Origin of the sequence: Streptomyces sp. NPDC006193 (genome assembly GCF_040613915.1) — a bacterium.
Taxonomy (GTDB): Bacteria; Actinomycetota; Actinomycetes; order Streptomycetales; family Streptomycetaceae; genus Streptomyces.
Map to the genome: position 1 here is coordinate 105,657 of NZ_JBEXTB010000007.1, position 17,757 is coordinate 123,413.

A 17,757-nucleotide genomic window follows, 5' to 3' on the forward strand; every position below is an offset into this window, starting at 1 on the left:
CCCCGGCGCTGTGTCGACGCGACCGGCTGTCTGCCCGCCGCGCGGCTGGTAACTCACTGTGAGGTTACGCAGCGTGACTCTCGTGCGTCAAGCCGAACGGTCCACACCGAGGCTTCCGCGCTGGTGGCCGCCGATTACGCCAAGAGGGTGAACGGAGCCCCTCCGGCGACCTGCTACGGTGGATGGCGCAATTACGACGTCCTTTAAGGTCCGTCCCGTGAGGCGGAGAAGGAGGTCCGTTTCGTATGGACTCGCACGCCCATCCGTACGCGTCCGATGCGCGGCCCGTTCTCGAGGGCCCCGACATCGCGCGCGTGCTGACCCGCATCGCCCACGAGATCGTCGAACGCGCCAAGGGCGCCGACGACGTGGTGCTCCTCGGCATCCCGACCCGAGGCGTCTTCCTCGCCCAGCGGCTCGCGGCCAAGCTGGAGCAGATCACCGACCGCAAGGTCCCGGTCGGCTCGCTCGACATCACCATGTACCGCGACGACCTGCGCATGCATCCGCCGCGTGCGCTGGCCCGCACCGACATCCCCGGTGACGGCATCGACGGCAAGCTGGTCGTCCTGGTCGACGACGTGCTCTTCTCCGGCCGCACCATCCGCGCCGCCCTCGACGCCCTGAACGACATCGGGCGTCCGCGTGCGGTCCAGCTCGCGGTCCTGGTCGACCGCGGCCACCGCGAACTCCCCATCCGCGCCGACTACGTCGGCAAGAACCTCCCCACGTCGCTGCGGGAGACGGTCAAGGTCCAGCTCGCCGAGGAGGACGGTCGCGACACCGTGCTGCTCGGTGTGCGGGCCGGCCGGTAGCACGCCGGACCCCGGGCCGCTCCGGCGTGCCCGCACACGCTCCGGCCTGCCCGAATCCTCCCGTTTGAACTGCCTTACGGAGCCTGACAGATGCAGCGTCATCTCATCTCGGCCGCCGACCTCACCCGCGACGACGCCGTCCTGATCCTCGACACCGCCGAGGAGATGGCCCGGGTCGCCGACCGGCCGATCAAAAAGCTGCCGACCCTGCGCGGCCGCACGATCGTCAACCTCTTCTTCGAGGACTCCACCCGCACCCGCATCTCCTTCGAGGCCGCCGAGAAGAGGCTGTCCGCGGACGTCATCAACTTCTCCGCCAAGGGGTCGAGCGTGTCCAAGGGCGAGTCCCTGAAGGACACCGCGCAGACCCTGGAGGCCATGGGCGTCGACGCCGTCGTCATACGGCACGGCGCCTCCGGGGCCCCCTACCGCCTCGCCAACTCCGGCTGGATCGACGCCGCGGTCGTCAACGCCGGCGACGGCACCCACCAGCACCCCACCCAGGCCCTGCTGGACGCGTTCACCATGCGCCGCCGGCTCGTCGGCCGCGACGCCGGCCTCGGCGAGGACCTCGCCGGCAAGCGCGTCACCCTCGTCGGCGACGTCCTGCACAGCCGGGTCGCCCGCTCCAACGTCGACCTGCTGCACACCCTCGGCGCCGAGGTCACGCTCGTCGCCCCGCCCACCCTGCTGCCCGTCGGCGTGGACTCCTGGCCCTGCGCGGTGTCGTACGACCTCGACAGCACGCTGCCCAAGTGCGACGCCGTGATGATGCTCCGCGTCCAGCGCGAGCGCATGAACGCGGCGTTCTTCCCGACCGAGCGCGAGTACTCGCGGCGCTACGGCCTCGACGCCGACCGCATGGCCCGGCTCCCCGAACACGCCATCGTGATGCACCCCGGCCCGATGGTCCGCGGTATGGAGATCACCGCCGAGGTCGCCGACTCCGACCGCTGCACCGCCGTCGAGCAGGTCGCCAACGGCGTCTCCATCCGGATGGCCGTCCTGTACCTGCTGCTCGGCGGCGCGGTGGTCGACTCGAAGAACGTGCCCGCCGTCACCCACGCCCGTACCACCGAGGAGAAGTGACATCCATGAGCAAGACCCTGATCCGCGGTGCGAAGGTGCTCGGCGGCGCGCCGCAGGACGTCCTGATCGACGGCGGGACGATCGCCGAGGTCGGCTCCGGGCTGTCCGCCGACGGCGCCGAAGTGGTCGACGCCGACGGCAAGGTGCTGCTCCCCGGCCTGGTCGACCTGCACACCCATCTGCGCGAGCCGGGCCGCGAGGACTCCGAGACCGTCCTGACCGGCACCCGCGCGGCCGCGAGCGGCGGCTACACGGCCGTGTTCGCCATGGCCAACACCTTCCCGGTCGCCGACACCGCCGGCGTGGTGGAGCAGGTCTGGAGGCTCGGCAAGGAGCACGGCTACTGCGACGTCCGGCCCGTCGGCGCCGTCACCGTCGGCCTGGAGGGCAGGAAGCTCGCCGAACTGGGCGCCATGCACGACTCCGCCGCGGGCGTCACCGTCTTCTCCGACGACGGCAAGTGCGTGGACGACGCCGTGATCATGCGCCGCGCGCTGGAGTACGTGAAGGCCTTCGACGGGGTCGTCGCCCAGCACGCCCAGGAGCCGCGGCTGACCGAGGGCGCCCAGATGAACGAGGGCGTCGTCTCCGCCGAACTGGGCCTGGGCGGCTGGCCCGCCGTGGCCGAGGAGTCGATCATCGCGCGGGACGTGCTGCTCGCCGAGCACGTCGGCTCCCGCGTGCACATCTGCCACCTGTCCACCGCCGGCAGCGTCGAGATCGTCCGCTGGGCCAAGTCCCGCGGCATCCAGGTCACCGCCGAGGTCACCCCGCACCACCTGCTCCTCACCGACGAACTGGTGCGCACCTACGACCCCGTCTACAAGGTCAACCCGCCGCTGCGCACCGAGCGCGACGTCATGGCCCTGCGCGAGGCCCTCGCCGACGGCACGATCGACATCGTCGCCACCGACCACGCCCCGCACCCGCACGAGGACAAGGACTGCGAGTGGGCCGCCGCCGCCATGGGCATGGTCGGCCTGGAGACCGCGCTGTCGGTGGTGCAGGAGACCATGGTGGAGACGGGCCTGCTGGACTGGGCCGGCGTCGCCGACCGCATGTCCTTCACGCCCGCGCGGATCGGCCGGGCCACCGGGCACGGCCGTCCCGTCTCGGCCGGTGAGCCCGCCAACCTCACCCTCGTCGACACGGCATACCGTGGCCCCGTGGACCCCGCGGGCTTCGCCTCGCGCAGCCGCAACACCCCCTACGCGGGGCGCGAGCTGCCGGGCCGTGTGACGCACACGTGGCTGCGGGGCAAGGCCACGCTCGTCGACGGGAAGCTGACGTGACACCTGTGATCCTGCTGGCCGAGGCCAAGAGGTCGGCCGACGTCACCGACTGGCCGGCCCGCATCGGCTGGCTCGTCGGACTCGCCCTCTTCGTCGCGCTGGTCTACTGGCTGATGCGCGAGGGCTGGAAGTGGCGCGCCACCCTCCAGAGCGACCTCCCGGAGCTGCCCACCGCGCCCGACGAGCCCGGCGAGGTCAGACTGACCATGAGCGGCCGCTACCACGGCTCCACCACCGCCGGGCAGTGGCTGGACCGCATCGTGGCCCACGGCCTGGGCACCCGCAGCCGGGCCGAGCTCACCCTGACCGACGCGGGCCTGGACGTCGAGCGTCCCGGAGCGGCCGGCTTCTTCGTCCCCGCCGCCGCGCTGCGCGGCGCCCGGCTCGACAAGGGCATCGCCGGCAAGGTCCTCACCGAGGGCGGACTGCTGGTCGTGACCTGGGCGCACGGCGGCAAGCTGATCGACTCCGGTTTCCGCTCCGACCGCGCGGCCGAGCACACCGAGTGGGTCGACACCCTGAACCAGATGACCAACGACACGGAAGGCGCACGATGACGACCTCCACCAGGGGAAGCTCCTCCCAGAGGAACAAGGCGCTTCCCGCCGTACTCGTCCTGGAGGACGGCCGCACCTTCCGCGGCCGCGCCTACGGGGCCGTGGGGGAGACCTTCGGCGAGGCGGTGTTCTCCACCGGCATGACCGGCTACCAGGAAACCCTCACCGACCCGTCGTACGACCGCCAGATCGTCGTCGCGACCGCCCCGCAGATCGGCAACACCGGCTGGAACGACGAGGACGACGAGTCGGGCCGCATCTGGGTCTCCGGCTACGTCGTGCGCGACCCCGCCCGCGTGCCGTCCAACTGGCGGGCCAAGCGCTCCCTGGACGACGAGCTGCGGCGGCAGGGCGTGGTCGGCATCAGCGGCGTCGACACCCGGGCCCTCACCCGCCACCTGCGCGAGCGCGGCTCCATGCGCGCCGGCATCTTCTCCGGCACGGCGCTCGACAGCGCCTCCGGCGCGGGCACCGCACCCGGCGCCGAACTGGTGGAGCGCGTGCTGGCGCAGCCCCGGATGAAGGGCGCGAGCCTCTACGAGGAGGTCGCGACCAAGGAGGCGTATGTCGTCCCGGCGATCGGCGGGAAGCGGTTCACCGTCGCCGCCATCGACCTCGGCATCAAGGGCATGACCCCGCAGCGGATGGCCGAGCGCGGCATAGAGGTGCACGTCCTGCCCGCCACCGCCACGGCCGACGACGTCTACGCCGTGAACCCGGACGGCGTGTTCTTCTCCAACGGCCCCGGCGACCCGGCCACCGCCGACGGCCCGGTCGCGCTGATGACCGCCGTCCTGGAGCGCAGGACCCCGCTGTTCGGCATCTGCTTCGGCAACCAGATCCTCGGCCGCGCCCTCGGCTTCGGCACCTACAAGCTGAAGTACGGCCACCGGGGCATCAACCAGCCGGTCCAGGACCGGACGACCGGCAAGGTCGAGGTCACCGCGCACAACCACGGCTTCGCCGTGGACGCGCCGCTCGACAAGGTCAGCGAGACGAAGTTCGGCCGCGCCGAGGTCTCGCACGTCTGCCTCAACGACAACGTCGTGGAGGGGCTGCGGCTGCTCGACCAGCCGGCCTTCTCCGTCCAGTACCACCCCGAAGCGGCTGCCGGCCCGCACGACGCCGCCTACCTGTTCGACCGCTTCGTCTCCCTGATGGAGGGCCAGCGTGCCTAAGCGCACCGATATCCAGTCCGTCCTGGTCATCGGCTCCGGCCCGATCGTCATCGGCCAGGCCGCCGAGTTCGACTACTCCGGCACCCAGGCGTGCCGCGTGCTCAAGGCCGAAGGCCTGCGCGTCGTCCTCGTCAACTCCAACCCGGCGACGATCATGACCGACCCGGAGATCGCCGACGCCACCTACGTCGAGCCGATCACCCCCGAGTTCGTCGAGAAGATCATCGCCAAGGAGCGCCCCGACGCCCTGCTGCCCACCCTGGGCGGCCAGACGGCCCTGAACACCGCCATCTCCCTGCACGAGAACGGCGTCCTGGAGAAGTACGGCGTCGAGCTGATCGGCGCCAAGCCGGAGGCGATCCACAAGGGCGAGGACCGCGACCGGTTCAAGGAGGTCGTCGAGGAGGTCCGCCGCAAGATCGGCCACGGCGAGTCCGCCCGCTCGGTCATCTGCCACTCCATGGACGACGTCCTCAAGGGCGTCGAGCAGCTCGGCGGCTACCCGGTCGTCGTCCGCCCGTCCTTCACGATGGGCGGCGCCGGCTCCGGCTTCGCGCACGACGAGGAGGAGCTGCGCCGCATCGCCGGCCAGGGCCTCACCCTGTCGCCGACCACCGAGGTGCTCCTGGAGGAGTCCATCCTCGGCTGGAAGGAGTACGAGCTGGAGCTGATGCGCGACAAGAACGACAACGTCGTGGTCGTCTGCTCCATCGAGAACTTCGACCCGATGGGCGTGCACACCGGCGACTCGATCACCGTGGCGCCCGCGATGACGCTCACCGACCGCGAGTACCAGATCCTGCGCGACGTGGGCATCGCCATCATCCGCGAGGTCGGCGTCGACACCGGCGGCTGCAACATCCAGTTCGCGGTGAACCCGGCCGACGGCCGCGTCATCGTCATCGAGATGAACCCGCGCGTGTCGCGGTCCTCGGCCCTCGCCTCCAAGGCGACCGGCTTCCCGATCGCCAAGATCGCCGCCAAGCTGGCGGTCGGCTACACGCTGGACGAGATCCCGAACGACATCACGCAGGAGACCCCGGCCTCCTTCGAGCCCACCCTCGACTACGTGGTCGTCAAGGCGCCGCGGTTCGCCTTCGAGAAGTTCCCGCAGGCCGACTCCACGCTGACCACCACCATGAAGTCGGTCGGCGAGGCCATGGCCATCGGCCGCAACTTCCCCGAGGCCTTCCAGAAGGCGCTGCGCTCCCTGGAGAAGAAGGGCAGCCAGTTCACCTTCGTCGGCGATCCCGGCGACAAGGCCGCCCTGCTGGAGGAGTCCCGGCGCCCCACCGACGGCCGGATCAACACCGTCATGCAGGCCATCCGCGCCGGTGCCACGCCTGAGGAGGTCTTCGAACACACGAAGATCGACCCCTGGTTCGTGGACCAGCTCTTCCTCATCAAGGAGATCGCGGACGAGCTGGCCGAAGCGCCCGAGCTGACCGCCGAGCTGATCGCCGAGGCCAAGCGGCACGGCTTCTCCGACCAGCAGATCGGCGAGATCCGCGGTCTGCGCGAGGACGTCGTCCGCGAGGTCCGGCACGCCCTCGGCATCCGCCCGGTGTACAAGACGGTCGACACCTGCGCCGCCGAGTTCGCCGCGAAGACGCCGTACTTCTACTCGTCGTACGACGAGGAGACCGAGATCGCGCCGCGCGAGAAGCCCGCGGTGATCATCCTCGGCTCCGGCCCGAACCGCATCGGCCAGGGCATCGAGTTCGACTACTCCTGCGTGCACGCCTCCTTCGCGCTGTCCGAGGCCGGGTACGAGACCGTGATGGTCAACTGCAACCCGGAGACCGTCTCCACGGACTACGACACCTCCGACCGCCTGTACTTCGAGCCGCTGACGCTCGAGGACGTGCTGGAGATCGTCCACGTGGAGCAGCAGGCCGGCCCGGTCGCGGGCGTCCTCGTCCAGCTGGGCGGCCAGACCCCGCTCGGCCTCTCCCAGGCCCTGAAGGACAACGGCGTGCCGATCGTCGGCACGTCCCCCGAGGCCATCCACGCGGCCGAGGACCGCGGCGCCTTCGGCCGCGTCCTGGCCGAGGCCGGCCTGCCGGCGCCCAAGCACGGGACCGCCACCACCTTCGCGGAGGCCAAGGCCATCGCCGACGAGATCGGCTACCCGGTCCTGGTCCGGCCGTCGTACGTCCTCGGCGGGCGCGGCATGGAGATCGTCTACGACGAGACCCGCCTCGCCTCCTACATCGCCGAGTCGACCGAGATCAGCCCCTCCCGGCCGGTCCTGGTCGACCGCTTCCTGGACGACGCCATCGAGATCGACGTCGACGCGCTGTACGACGGCGAGGAGCTGTACCTCGGCGGTGTGATGGAGCACATCGAGGAGGCCGGCATCCACTCCGGCGACTCGGCGTGCGCCCTGCCTCCGATCACCCTCGGCGGCTTCGACGTCAAGCGCCTGCGCGCCTCCACCGAGGCCATCGCCAGGGGCGTCGGCGTGCGCGGCCTGATCAACATCCAGTTCGCCCTGGCGGGCGACATCCTCTACGTCCTGGAGGCCAACCCGCGCGCCTCCCGCACGGTCCCCTTCACCTCGAAGGCGACCGCGGTGCCGCTCGCCAAGGCCGCCGCCCGCATCTCGCTGGGCGCGACCATCGCCGAGCTGCGCGCCGAGGGGCTGCTGCCGCGGCACGGCGACGGCGGCGAGCTGCCGCTCGACGCGCCGATCTCCGTCAAGGAGGCCGTCATGCCGTGGTCGCGGTTCCGCGACATCCACGGCCGCGGCGTCGACACCGTGCTCGGCCCGGAGATGCGCTCCACCGGCGAGGTCATGGGCATCGACGCCGTCTTCGGCACGGCGTACGCCAAGTCGCAGGCGGCCGCCTACGGCCCGCTGCCCACCAAGGGCCGCGCGTTCATCTCGGTCGCCAACCGCGACAAGCGCTCGATGATCTTCCCGGCGCGCGAGCTGGTGGCACACGGCTTCGAGCTGCTCGCCACCTCCGGCACCGCCGAGGTCCTCAAGCGCAACGGCATCAACGCCACGGTGGTGCGCAAGCAGTCCGAGGGCACCGGCCCGAACGGCGAGAAGACCATCGTCCAGCTCATCCACGACGGCGAGGTCGACCTCATCGTCAACACCCCGTACGGCACCGGCGGCCGCCTCGACGGCTACGAGATCCGCACGGCGGCCGTGGCGCGCTCCGTGCCGTGCCTGACGACGGTCCAGGCCCTCGCGGCGGCGGTCCAGGGCATCGACGCCCTCAACCGCGGCGACGTGGGCGTCCGCTCGCTCCAGGAGCACGCGGAACACCTGACCGCGGCCCGCGACTAGCAGCCGGCCCCCAGGGGGACACCGGGAACGGTGTCCCCCTCTTCATGAGGACACGCAGACATGTACAAGCAGTTCTTCCGTCTGGTCTTCCAGCGGATGGACCCCGAGAACGCCCACCACCTGGCCGTCCGCTGGATCCGCCTCGTCGCCCGCATCCCCGTCCTGCGCACGTTCGCCGCGGCCGCCCTCGCGCCGCGCCACGAGGAACTGCGCACCGAGGCGCTCGGCCTGCGGATGCACGGCCCGTTCGGGCTGGCCGCCGGCTTCGACAAGAACGCCGTCGCCGTCGACGGGCTGTCGATGCTCGGCTTCGACCACGTCGAGATCGGCACGGTCACCGGCGAGCCGCAGCCCGGCAACCCGAAGAAGCGGCTGTTCCGGCTCGTCGCCGACCGCGCGCTGATCAACCGCATGGGCTTCAACAACGACGGCTCGCTGGCCGTGGCCGCCCGCCTCGCCTCCCGCGAGCCGGTCTTCAGGACCGTGGTCGGCGTCAACATCGGCAAGACCAAGGCGGTCCCGGAGGCGGAGGCCGTCGCGGACTACGTGAAGTCCACCGGGCGGCTCGCGCCGTACGCCGACTACCTGGTCGTCAACGTCTCCTCGCCCAACACGCCCGGCCTGCGCGACCTGCAGGCGGTGGACCACCTGCGCCCGCTGCTGTCCGCCGTGCGCGAGGCCGCCGACCGCGCCGTCCCCGACCGGCGTGTCCCGCTGCTGGTGAAGATCGCCCCGGACCTCGCCGACGAGGACGTCGACGCCGTCGCCGACCTCGCCGTGGAACTGGGCCTGGACGGGATCATCGCCACCAACACCACCGTCGCGCGCGAGGGCCTGGGCCTCAGGTCCGCCCCCTCGCTGGCCGGGGAGGCCGGCGGCCTGTCCGGCGCACCGCTCAAGGAGCGCTCCCTGGAGGTCCTGCGCCGCCTGTACGCGCGCGTGGGCGACCGGCTCACCCTGGTGGGGGTCGGCGGCATCGAGACCGCCGAGGACGCCTGGCAGCGGATCCTGGCCGGCGCCACCCTGGTCCAGGGGTACAGCGCCTTCGTCTACGAGGGCCCCTTGTGGTGCCGGGCGATCCACAAGGGCCTCGCCGCCCGCCTGCGCGACAGCCCGTACGCGACCCTCGCCGACGCGGTCGGCGCCGATGTGAGGAAGGCCGCATGAGCCCCCGCACGAGCCCCACGGAGCCCTTCGGCGCCCGGCTGCGCCGCGCCATGGACGAGCGCGGCCCGCTGTGCGTCGGCATCGACCCGCACGCCTCCCTGCTCGCCGACTGGGGACTGAACGACGACGTCGCCGGCCTGGAACGGTTCAGCCGCACGGTCGTCGAGGCGGTCGCCGGCCGGGTGGCCGTCCTCAAGCCGCAGTGCGCCTTCTTCGAGCGGTTCGGCTCGCGCGGCCTCGCCGTGCTGGAGACATCGGTGCGCGAGGCGCGCGCGGCCGGCGCCCTGGTCGTGATGGACGCCAAGCGCGGCGACATCGGCTCGACCATGGCCGCCTACGCCGAGGCGTTCCTGCACCAGGACGCCCCGCTGTTCTCCGACGCCCTCACCGTCTCGCCGTACCTCGGCTACGGCTCCCTGGGCCCGGCCGTCGCCCTGGCCCGGCAGAACGGCACCGGTCTGTTCGTGCTGGCGCTGACCTCGAACCCGGAGGGCCGCGAGGTGCAGCACGCCGTGCGCGCCGACGGCCGGAGCGTCGGGGCCACCGTGCTGGCCCACCTGGCGGCGGAGAACGCGGGGGAGGAGCCGCTGGGCTCGTTCGGCGCGGTCGTCGGCGCCACGCTCGGCGACCTGTCCGCGTACGACCTGGACGTCAACGGTCCGCTCCTCGCCCCCGGCATCGGCGCCCAGGGCGCGACCCCCGCCGACCTTCCCCGGGTCTTCGGGGCGGCCGTCCGCAACGTGGTGCCCAACGTCAGCCGGGGTGTCCTGCGTCACGGTCCCGACGTCAGCGCGCTGCGCGGGGCCGCCGAGCGGTTCGCGGAGGAGATCCGCGCGGCCGTCGCGGGCGCCTGAGCGCCCGGCCGCGTGCTCGTGTGAGCACCATCACGTCGGCTTGAGCGTGAATACATCCGCAAATCCTGGGCAATATGTCTGAAATGTCTGGCCTGGCGGAGGCTGACCAGGACTTTTCCGCTGTTCTCGCTGACTCTTGCGGACTTGCCCGCTAGTCTCCGAGCAGTGGGGGCACCTCCCACGCCCTCCAGGCAGTGGGGGAGACCGGGCGACGTGTTGCTCGTAGCTCCCCAGGTGTGGGGCGACTAGGTTCCTCACCGGTCCGTATCCGACAGTTCGACATCCGAGGTGACGTAGGCGTGGCTCTTCCGCCCCTTACCCCTGAACAGCGCGCAGCCGCGCTCGAAAAGGCCGCCGCGGCTCGCCGGGAGCGGGCCGAGGTCAAGAATCGACTCAAGCACTCCGGCGCCTCCCTGCACGAGGTCATCAAGCAGGGCCAGGAGAACGACGTCATCGGCAAGATGAAGGTCTCCGCGCTGCTGGAGTCCCTGCCGGGCGTGGGCAAGGTCCGCGCCAAGCAGATCATGGAGCGTCTGGGCATCTCCGAGAGCCGCCGCGTGCGCGGTCTCGGTTCCAACCAGATCGCTTCCCTGGAGCGTGAGTTCGGCAGCACCGGCTCCTGAGCCCGCCTGCCGGCGGACCGGGAGTCCCGGGCACGTGGGGATTGCTGGAATAATCGCTGCATGAGTGAACGTCCGCGGCTGACCGTGCTCTCCGGCCCCTCGGGGGTCGGCAAGAGCACGGTCGTCGCCCATATGCGCAAGGAACACCCCGACGTCTGGCTCTCGGTCTCGGCGACCACCCGCAAGCCGCGCCCGGGCGAGCAGCACGGAGTCCACTACTTCTTCGTCACCGACGACGAGATGGACAAGCTGATCGCCAACGGCGAGCTGCTCGAGTGGGCCGAGTTCGCCGGCAACCGCTACGGCACGCCCCGCGCGGCCGTGCTGGAGCGGCTGGAGAACGGCGAGCCCGTCCTGCTGGAGATCGACCTGCAGGGCGCGCGCCAGGTCCGGGAGTCGATGTCCGACGCCCAGCTGGTGTTCCTGGCTCCCCCCTCCTGGGACGAGCTCGTGCGCAGGCTCACCGGCCGGGGGACCGAGCCGCCCGAGGTCATCGAGCGCCGCCTGGAGGCGGCCAGGACCGAGCTGGCGGCGGAGCCGGAGTTCGATGTGACCCTGGTCAACACCTCCGTCGAGGACGTGGCCCGCGAGCTGCTAGCCTTGATGGACGTTGTGTGATCGTGACCGTGATCACGATGATCGATTCTTTTCCATCCATCGGAAGGTAGAGCGTGTCCTCTTCCATCACCGCGCCCGAGGGCATCATCAACCCGCCGATCGACGAGCTTCTCGAGGCCACCGACTCGAAGTACAGCCTCGTGATCTACGCGGCCAAGCGTGCCCGCCAGATCAACGCGTACTACTCGCAGCTCGGCGAGGGCCTCCTCGAGTACGTCGGTCCGCTCGTCGACACCCACGTCCACGAGAAGCCGCTCTCGATCGCCCTGCGCGAGATCAACGCCGGTCTGCTGACCTCCGAGGCCGTCGAGGGCCCGGCGCAGTAGTACCTTCAGATCGCGATTGACTTGTCCACAGGCCCGGCAGTCGTCCTGCCGGGCCTGTGGTGTGTCATGGAGTCGTCGTTGTCGAGTCGTACGGCGCCGGGCCGTACGCTGTCGAGTCCGGGAGACGCGGTGGACAAGCCGAGGGTCGTGCTGGGGGTCAGCGGCGGCATCGCCGCCTACAAGGCATGCGAACTGCTGAGGAGGTTCACCGAGTCCGGCCACGACGTCCGCGTGGTGCCCACCGCCTCCGCGCTGCACTTCGTCGGCGCCGCCACCTGGTCGGCCCTGTCCGGCAACCCGGTCTCCACCGAGGTCTGGGACGACGTCCACGAGGTCCCGCACGTCCGCATCGGCCAGCACGCCGACCTCGTGGTCGTGGCCCCGGCCACCGCCGACCTGCTCGCCAAGGCCGCCCACGGCCTCGCCGACGACCTGCTGACCAACACCCTGCTGACCGCCCGCTGCCCGGTCGTCCTCGCCCCGGCCATGCACACCGAGATGTGGGAGCACCCGGCCACCCAGGAGAACGCGGCCACCCTGCGCCGCCGCGGCGCCGTCGTCATCGAGCCCGCCGTCGGCCGCCTCACCGGCGTCGACACCGGCAAGGGCCGGCTGCCCGACCCCGCCGAGATCTTCGAGGTCTGCCGCCGTGTCCTGGCCCGCGGGGTGCGCGAGCCCGACCTCGCCGGCCGGCACGTCGTCGTCAGCGCCGGCGGCACCCGCGAACCCCTCGACCCGGTCCGGTTCCTCGGCAACCGCTCCTCCGGCAAGCAGGGCTATGCCCTCGCCCGCACCGCCGCCGCCCGCGGCGCCCGGGTGACACTGGTGGAGGCCAACACCGCACTGCCCGACCCCGCAGGCGTGGACGTCGTCCGGGTGGGCACCGCCGTCCACATGCGCGAGGCCGTCCTCAAGGCGGCGGCGGACGCCGACGCCGTGGTGATGGCCGCGGCCGTCGCCGACTTCCGCCCGGCCTCGTACGCCGCCGGGAAGATCAAGAAGAAGGACGGCCAGGACCCCGAACCGATCGTCCTGGTGCGCAATCCCGACATCCTCGCCGAGGTGTCCGCCGAACGGGCTCGGCCCGGACAGGTGATCGTGGGCTTCGCCGCCGAGACCGACGACGTCCTCGCCAACGGCCGGATCAAGCTCGCCCGCAAAGGCTGCGACCTGCTCGTGGTCAACGAGGTGGGGGAGCGCAAGACCTTCGGCTCCGAGGAGAACGAGGCCGTGGTGCTGGGCGCCGACGGCAGCGAGACCCCGGTGCCCCACGGCCCCAAGGAGGCCCTGGCCGACATCGTCTGGGACCTGGTGGCGCAGCGGCTGGGCTGACGCGCGGAAGCTCGGCGTCCGCCGGACGGAGCCTTGGGGATTCGCTCGATCGGCGGTGGCGCGCCCTGGCCAAGCGTGCGGGCATTGGGCAGAATGCCCGTGCCGCAGGTCACAGCGCTTCCGAGAGGCGAGCGGGTGGCCCGTCGGCCGAGTGCGACCGATAAACTGTTCACGGTCGGCACCGGGCGCAGCCCCGTGCCGATCGAAAATGATCAGCCAGCAGCCGCTGCAACCACAGGGAGCGTTGTGTCCCGTCGCCTGTTCACCTCGGAGTCCGTGACCGAGGGTCACCCCGACAAGATCGCTGACCAGATCAGCGACACCATTCTCGACGCGCTTCTGCGCGAGGACCCGACCTCCCGGGTCGCCGTCGAGACGCTGATCACCACCGGCCTGGTGCACGTGGCAGGCGAGGTGACGACGAAGGCCTACGCGGACATCCCCACCCTCGTCCGCAGCAAGATCCTCGAGATCGGCTACGACTCCTCCAAGAAGGGCTTCGACGGCGCCTCCTGCGGTGTCTCCGTGTCCATCGGCGCGCAGTCCCCGGACATCGCGCAGGGTGTCGACGCGGCCTACGAGGCCCGGGTCGAGGGCGACGACGACGAGCTGGACCGGCAGGGCGCCGGCGACCAGGGCCTGATGTTCGGCTACGCGTCCGACGAGACGCCCACCCTGATGCCGCTGCCCATCTTCCTGGCGCACCGCCTCTCCAAGCGCCTGTCCGAGGTCCGCAAGAACGGCACCATCCCCTACCTGCGCCCCGACGGCAAGACGCAGGTCACCATCGAGTACGACGGCGACAAGGCCGTCCGCCTCGACACGGTGGTCGTCTCCTCCCAGCACGCCTCCGACATCGACCTGGAGTCGCTGCTCGCGCCCGACATCCGCGAGTTCGTCGTGGAGCCGGAGCTGAAGGCGCTGCTCGACGACGGCATCAAGCTGGACACCGAGGGCTACCGCCTGCTGGTCAACCCGACCGGCCGCTTCGAGATCGGCGGCCCGATGGGCGACGCCGGCCTCACCGGCCGCAAGATCATCATCGACACCTACGGCGGCATGGCCCGCCACGGCGGCGGCGCCTTCTCCGGCAAGGACCCGTCCAAGGTGGACCGCTCGGCCGCCTACGCCATGCGCTGGGTCGCCAAGAACGTCGTGGCGGCCGGTCTGGCCTCCCGCTGCGAGGTCCAGGTCGCCTACGCGATCGGCAAGGCGGAGCCCGTCGGTCTCTTCATCGAGACCTTCGGCACCCACAAGGTGGAGCCCGAGAAGATCGAGAAGGCGATCGACGAGGTCTTCGACCTCCGCCCGGCCGCGATCATCCGCGACCTCGACCTGCTCCGGCCGATCTACTCCCAGACGGCTGCCTACGGCCACTTCGGCCGCGAGCTGCCCGACTTCACCTGGGAGCGCACCGACCGCGTGGACGCCCTGCGCGCCGCCGTGGACCTGTAGACCCGGCCCGACCTCCGCCGAGGCCCGGTTTCCCTTCGGGAGGCCGGGCCTCGGCGCGTCCGTGCGTCCGGGGTCGTGTGTCCAGGTTCGTGCGTCCGGGGTCGTGCGTCCGGCGGCGTTGTCGGTGCCGTTTGGTAAGAATGCAAGCGTGAGCAGCGAGAACGGGGCGACCGGGTCGGGAGGGGGCGGCGGGGCCGAGGGGGCGCCGCCGGAGCAGCTCGCGCTCATCCGCGACAGCGTCCGCAAGGCCAGGGCGCCGCGGGCCAAACCGCGCACCTGGCGGGGGGCCGCGCTCGCCGGGGAGCTCCCCGTGGCGCGCGTGCTGGTCGACAAGGGCGTGCTGCATCTCGACCGGTACTTCGACTACGCCGTGCCCGAGGAGCTGGACGCCGAGGCCCAGCCCGGGGTGCGGGTGCGGGTCCGGTTCGGGGCCGGGCGGCACCGGGTGCGCGAAGGGCGCCGGGAGGGCGGCGGACTCGTCGACGGCTTCCTCGTCGAGCGCCGGGCCGCGTCCGACTACGCGGGACCGCTGGCGGCGCTGGCCCAGGTCGTGTCGCCGGAGCGGGTGCTGAGCGAGGAACTGCTGGGGCTCGCCCGCGCCGTCGCCGACCGGTACGCGGGAAGCCTCGCCGACGTGCTGCAGCTGGCCGTGCCGCCGCGCAGCGCACGCGCCGAGCAGCGCCCGTCCCCGCCGCCGCTGCCTCCGCCGCAGGCCCCGGACGCCGGCTCCTGGACGCGGTACGAGCACGGGGAGGCGTTCCTGGGCGCGCTGGCCTCCGGTGGGGCGCCGCGGGCGGTGTGGAACGCGCTGCCGGGCCCGCTGTGGAGCGAGGAGCTGGCCCGGGCCGTCGCCGCCGCGCTGGCCTCGGGCCGCGGCGCCCTCGTCGTCGTGCCGGACGGGCGGGCCGCCGCCCGTGTGGACGCCGCGCTGACCGCGCTGCTCGGCCCCGGCCGGCACGCGCTGCTCACCGCCGACGCCGGGCCCGAGAAGCGGTACGCGCAGTGGCTCGCGGTGCGGCGGGGATCCGTGCGCGCCGTCGTCGGCACCCGGGCGGCGATGTTCGCACCCGTGCAGAATCCGGGCCTCGTCGCCATCTGGGACGACGGGGACGACAGCCACAGCGAGCAGCACGCCCCGCAGCCGCACGCCCGGGACGTGCTGCTGCTGCGGGCGGCCCTGGACAAGTGCGCCTTCCTGCTGGGCGGTTGGAGCTGCACCGTGGAGGCGGCCCAGCTGGTCGAGAGCGGCTGGGCGCGGCCGCTGGTCGCCGGGCGGGAGCAGGTGCGGCGGGCCGCGCCCCTGGTCCGGACCGTCGGCGACGAGGACCTCGCGCGCGACGAGGCCGCCCGCGCCGCCCGGCTGCCGACCCTCGCCTGGCAGGCGGCCCGTGAGGGCCTGCGGCACGGGCCGGTGCTGGTGCAGGTCCCCCGGCGCGGCTACGCGCCCCGCATGGCCTGCGCCCGGTGCCGGGCGCCGGCGCGGTGCCGGCACTGCGCGGGGCCGCTCCAGGGGCAGGACGCGGGTGTGCTGCGGTGCGGCTGGTGCGGACGCGGCGAGGACGCCTGGCACTGCCCGGAGTGCGGCGGCTTCCGGCTCCGCGCCCAGATCGTCGGCGCCCGGCGCACCGCGGAGGAGCTGGGGCGGGCCTTCCCCTCGGTCCCGGTGCGCACCTCGGGGCGCGAGCACGTGCTGGACACCGTCCCGGGCACACCCGCGCTGATCGTCAGCACCCCGGGCGCCGAACCGGTCGCCGAGGGCGGGTACGCGGCGGCCCTGCTGCTCGACGGCTGGGCCATGCTCGTACGCCCCGACCTGCGGGCCGGTGAGGACGCGCTGCGCCGGTGGATCGCGGCCGGCGCGCTGGTGCGGCCGCAGGCCGAGGGCGGCACGGTGGTCGTGGTGGCCGAGCCGACGCTGCGGCCCGTTCAGGCGCTGGTGCGCTGGGACCCCGTCGGGCACGCCGTGCGGGAGCTGGCCGAGCGTGCCGAGCTGGGCTTCCCGCCGGTGTCCCGGATGGCGGCGGTGTGGGGGCCGGCCGAGGCGGTCGCCGCATTCCTGGCGGCGGTCGAACTGCCGCCGGACGCCGAGCTGCTGGGACCGGTCCCGCTGCCTCCCGCCCCGCCCGGCCGGCCGCGCAGACCCGGCGCGCCGCCGCCGGGCGAGCACTGGGAACGGGCACTCGTGCGCGTGCCGCCGGGCAGCGGCGCGGCGCTGGCCGCCGCCCTGAAGACCGCGCAGGCGGCCCGGACGGCGCGGGGGACCGGTGAGCCGGTCCGGGTACGGATCGACCCGCCGGACATCGGGTGAGCGAAGGCGGGCCGCACGCCCCGTCCCGCGCCTGCGCGCCGGCGGGGTGCGCCCTGCCGCGCCGGGAGGTCCGACCGCTGCCGCCCCGGGGAACGCCATGGGAGGGCAGCCGGCCCGGCCGCGCACAGCTCCGCCCTCCCGGGGGCCGGGAGGGCGGGGGAGCGGGAACGCCGTCAGCCGTTGCGGGGGGCCGGGAAGGCCGTCGGGCGGGGGTCGTCGCGCAGGGTCGGGCTGCCCGCGGTCGGCTGGGTGGGCATCGACCGGGCCGCGGGGACCGTCGGCACCGTGGGCAGGCCGGTGTTCACGTTGATCGTGCGGGTGCCGGACGGCTCCGGCGTCCGTTCCGCCTCGGCCGCCGCCTGGGCCGCGGCGCGACGGGCGCCGTACCGGCGGTGCACCGCCTGCTTGGTGACTCCGAGCGCGGAGCCCACCGCGTCCCACGAGAAGCCGAGCGAGCGGTCGAAGTCCACGGCGGCCGTGACCAGCGTCTCGACGCTGTCCCGCAGCTCCTGGGCGAGGCGGACCGTCGGGGCGGGGGCCCGTCCGTAGACGACGAAGCCCGTGGAGGGGCCGGAGCGGCGCGGGCGGTAGACGTTGCCCAGCTGGGCGGTGAGCGTGCGCAGCGCGTCCACCTGCCGCCGGACTCGCTCGATGTCCCGCACCAGCAAGTGCAGGCTGGCCCGGGCCTGGGCGTCGTGGGTTGCGTGGTCGGCCATGAACAAGCCTCTCGAACCGGCGTTGAAAGGAATCGGGCCGCGAGAGGGCCCGGTGTGGTCAACTCTTTCTTGACCAACGCGCCGACGCTCCGCTGGTCACGGGGTGGGGGCGTACGGGCATATGCG

The 17,757-nt window shown here is 72.5% G+C and carries 15 protein-coding genes; 14 read left to right on the forward strand and 1 reads right to left on the reverse strand.

Features of this window, described 5'->3' with window-relative positions:
* Nucleotides 1–245: 245 nt before the first annotated feature.
* The 14 genes from pyrR to ABZ261_RS10535 all read left to right on the forward strand — a co-directional run bounded on the left by pyrR (nt 246) and on the right by ABZ261_RS10535 (nt 16,915).
* Nucleotides 246–815, forward strand: a complete 570-nt coding sequence (pyrR, locus tag ABZ261_RS10470; RefSeq protein WP_356857420.1) for a bifunctional pyr operon transcriptional regulator/uracil phosphoribosyltransferase PyrR — start codon at nt 246–248, stop codon at nt 813–815.
* Nucleotides 816–905: 90 nt separating this feature from the next.
* Complete coding sequence (locus ABZ261_RS10475) at nt 906–1,904, forward strand: aspartate carbamoyltransferase catalytic subunit (protein WP_356857422.1); 999 nt, start codon at nt 906–908, stop codon at nt 1,902–1,904.
* A gap of 5 nt (nt 1,905–1,909) precedes the next feature.
* A complete protein-coding gene (locus ABZ261_RS10480; RefSeq protein ID WP_356857424.1) occupies nt 1,910–3,196 on the forward strand; it encodes a dihydroorotase in 1,287 nt (428 codons plus the stop codon).
* Nucleotides 3,193–3,753, forward strand: a complete 561-nt coding sequence (locus ABZ261_RS10485) for a hypothetical protein (protein WP_356857426.1) — start codon at nt 3,193–3,195, stop codon at nt 3,751–3,753. Before ABZ261_RS10480 ends, ABZ261_RS10485 begins: the two co-directional genes overlap by 4 nt.
* Entirely contained in the window at nt 3,750–4,931 is a 1,182-nt protein-coding gene (carA, locus tag ABZ261_RS10490) for a glutamine-hydrolyzing carbamoyl-phosphate synthase small subunit (protein WP_356857428.1), read from the forward strand. Before ABZ261_RS10485 ends, carA begins: the two co-directional genes overlap by 4 nt.
* Entirely contained in the window at nt 4,924–8,232 is a 3,309-nt protein-coding gene (carB, locus tag ABZ261_RS10495; protein WP_356857430.1) for a carbamoyl-phosphate synthase large subunit, read from the forward strand. The genes carA and carB overlap by 8 nt, the downstream gene beginning before the upstream one ends.
* A 60-nt stretch (nt 8,233–8,292) precedes the next feature.
* Entirely contained in the window at nt 8,293–9,399 is a 1,107-nt protein-coding gene (locus ABZ261_RS10500; RefSeq protein ID WP_356857432.1) for a quinone-dependent dihydroorotate dehydrogenase, read from the forward strand.
* Nucleotides 9,396–10,253: an orotidine-5'-phosphate decarboxylase gene (pyrF, locus tag ABZ261_RS10505; protein WP_356857434.1), complete on the forward strand. Its 858-nt coding sequence runs from the start codon at nt 9,396–9,398 to the stop codon at nt 10,251–10,253. Before ABZ261_RS10500 ends, pyrF begins: the two co-directional genes overlap by 4 nt.
* A 299-nt stretch (nt 10,254–10,552) precedes the next feature.
* Complete coding sequence (locus tag ABZ261_RS10510) at nt 10,553–10,876, forward strand: integration host factor (protein WP_003977346.1); 324 nt, start codon at nt 10,553–10,555, stop codon at nt 10,874–10,876.
* 60 nt (nt 10,877–10,936) lie between these two features.
* The gene (gene gmk, locus ABZ261_RS10515) at nt 10,937–11,494 is read left to right on the forward strand and encodes a guanylate kinase (protein ID WP_356857436.1); all 558 of its coding nucleotides are present in this window, start codon (nt 10,937–10,939) and stop codon (nt 11,492–11,494) included.
* A gap of 53 nt (nt 11,495–11,547) precedes the next feature.
* A complete protein-coding gene (gene rpoZ, locus ABZ261_RS10520; RefSeq protein WP_003982715.1) occupies nt 11,548–11,820 on the forward strand; it encodes a DNA-directed RNA polymerase subunit omega in 273 nt (90 codons plus the stop codon).
* Nucleotides 11,821–11,949: 129 nt separating this feature from the next.
* The gene (gene coaBC / locus ABZ261_RS10525; protein ID WP_356857437.1) at nt 11,950–13,152 is read left to right on the forward strand and encodes a bifunctional phosphopantothenoylcysteine decarboxylase/phosphopantothenate--cysteine ligase CoaBC; all 1,203 of its coding nucleotides are present in this window, start codon (nt 11,950–11,952) and stop codon (nt 13,150–13,152) included.
* 246 nt (nt 13,153–13,398) lie between these two features.
* The gene (gene metK, locus ABZ261_RS10530) at nt 13,399–14,607 is read left to right on the forward strand and encodes a methionine adenosyltransferase (RefSeq protein WP_356857439.1); all 1,209 of its coding nucleotides are present in this window, start codon (nt 13,399–13,401) and stop codon (nt 14,605–14,607) included.
* A 148-nt stretch (nt 14,608–14,755) separates the two neighbouring features.
* On the forward strand, nt 14,756–16,915 hold the full coding sequence (locus ABZ261_RS10535; RefSeq protein WP_356857441.1) for a primosomal protein N': 2,160 nt from the start codon (nt 14,756–14,758) through the stop codon (nt 16,913–16,915).
* Nucleotides 16,916–17,088: 173 nt separating this feature from the next.
* On the opposite strand, the gene ABZ261_RS10540 is transcribed toward ABZ261_RS10535, so the two are convergent.
* A complete protein-coding gene (locus tag ABZ261_RS10540) occupies nt 17,089–17,631 on the reverse strand; it encodes a hypothetical protein (RefSeq protein ID WP_356857443.1) in 543 nt (180 codons plus the stop codon).
* Nucleotides 17,632–17,757: the final 126 nt, after the last annotated feature.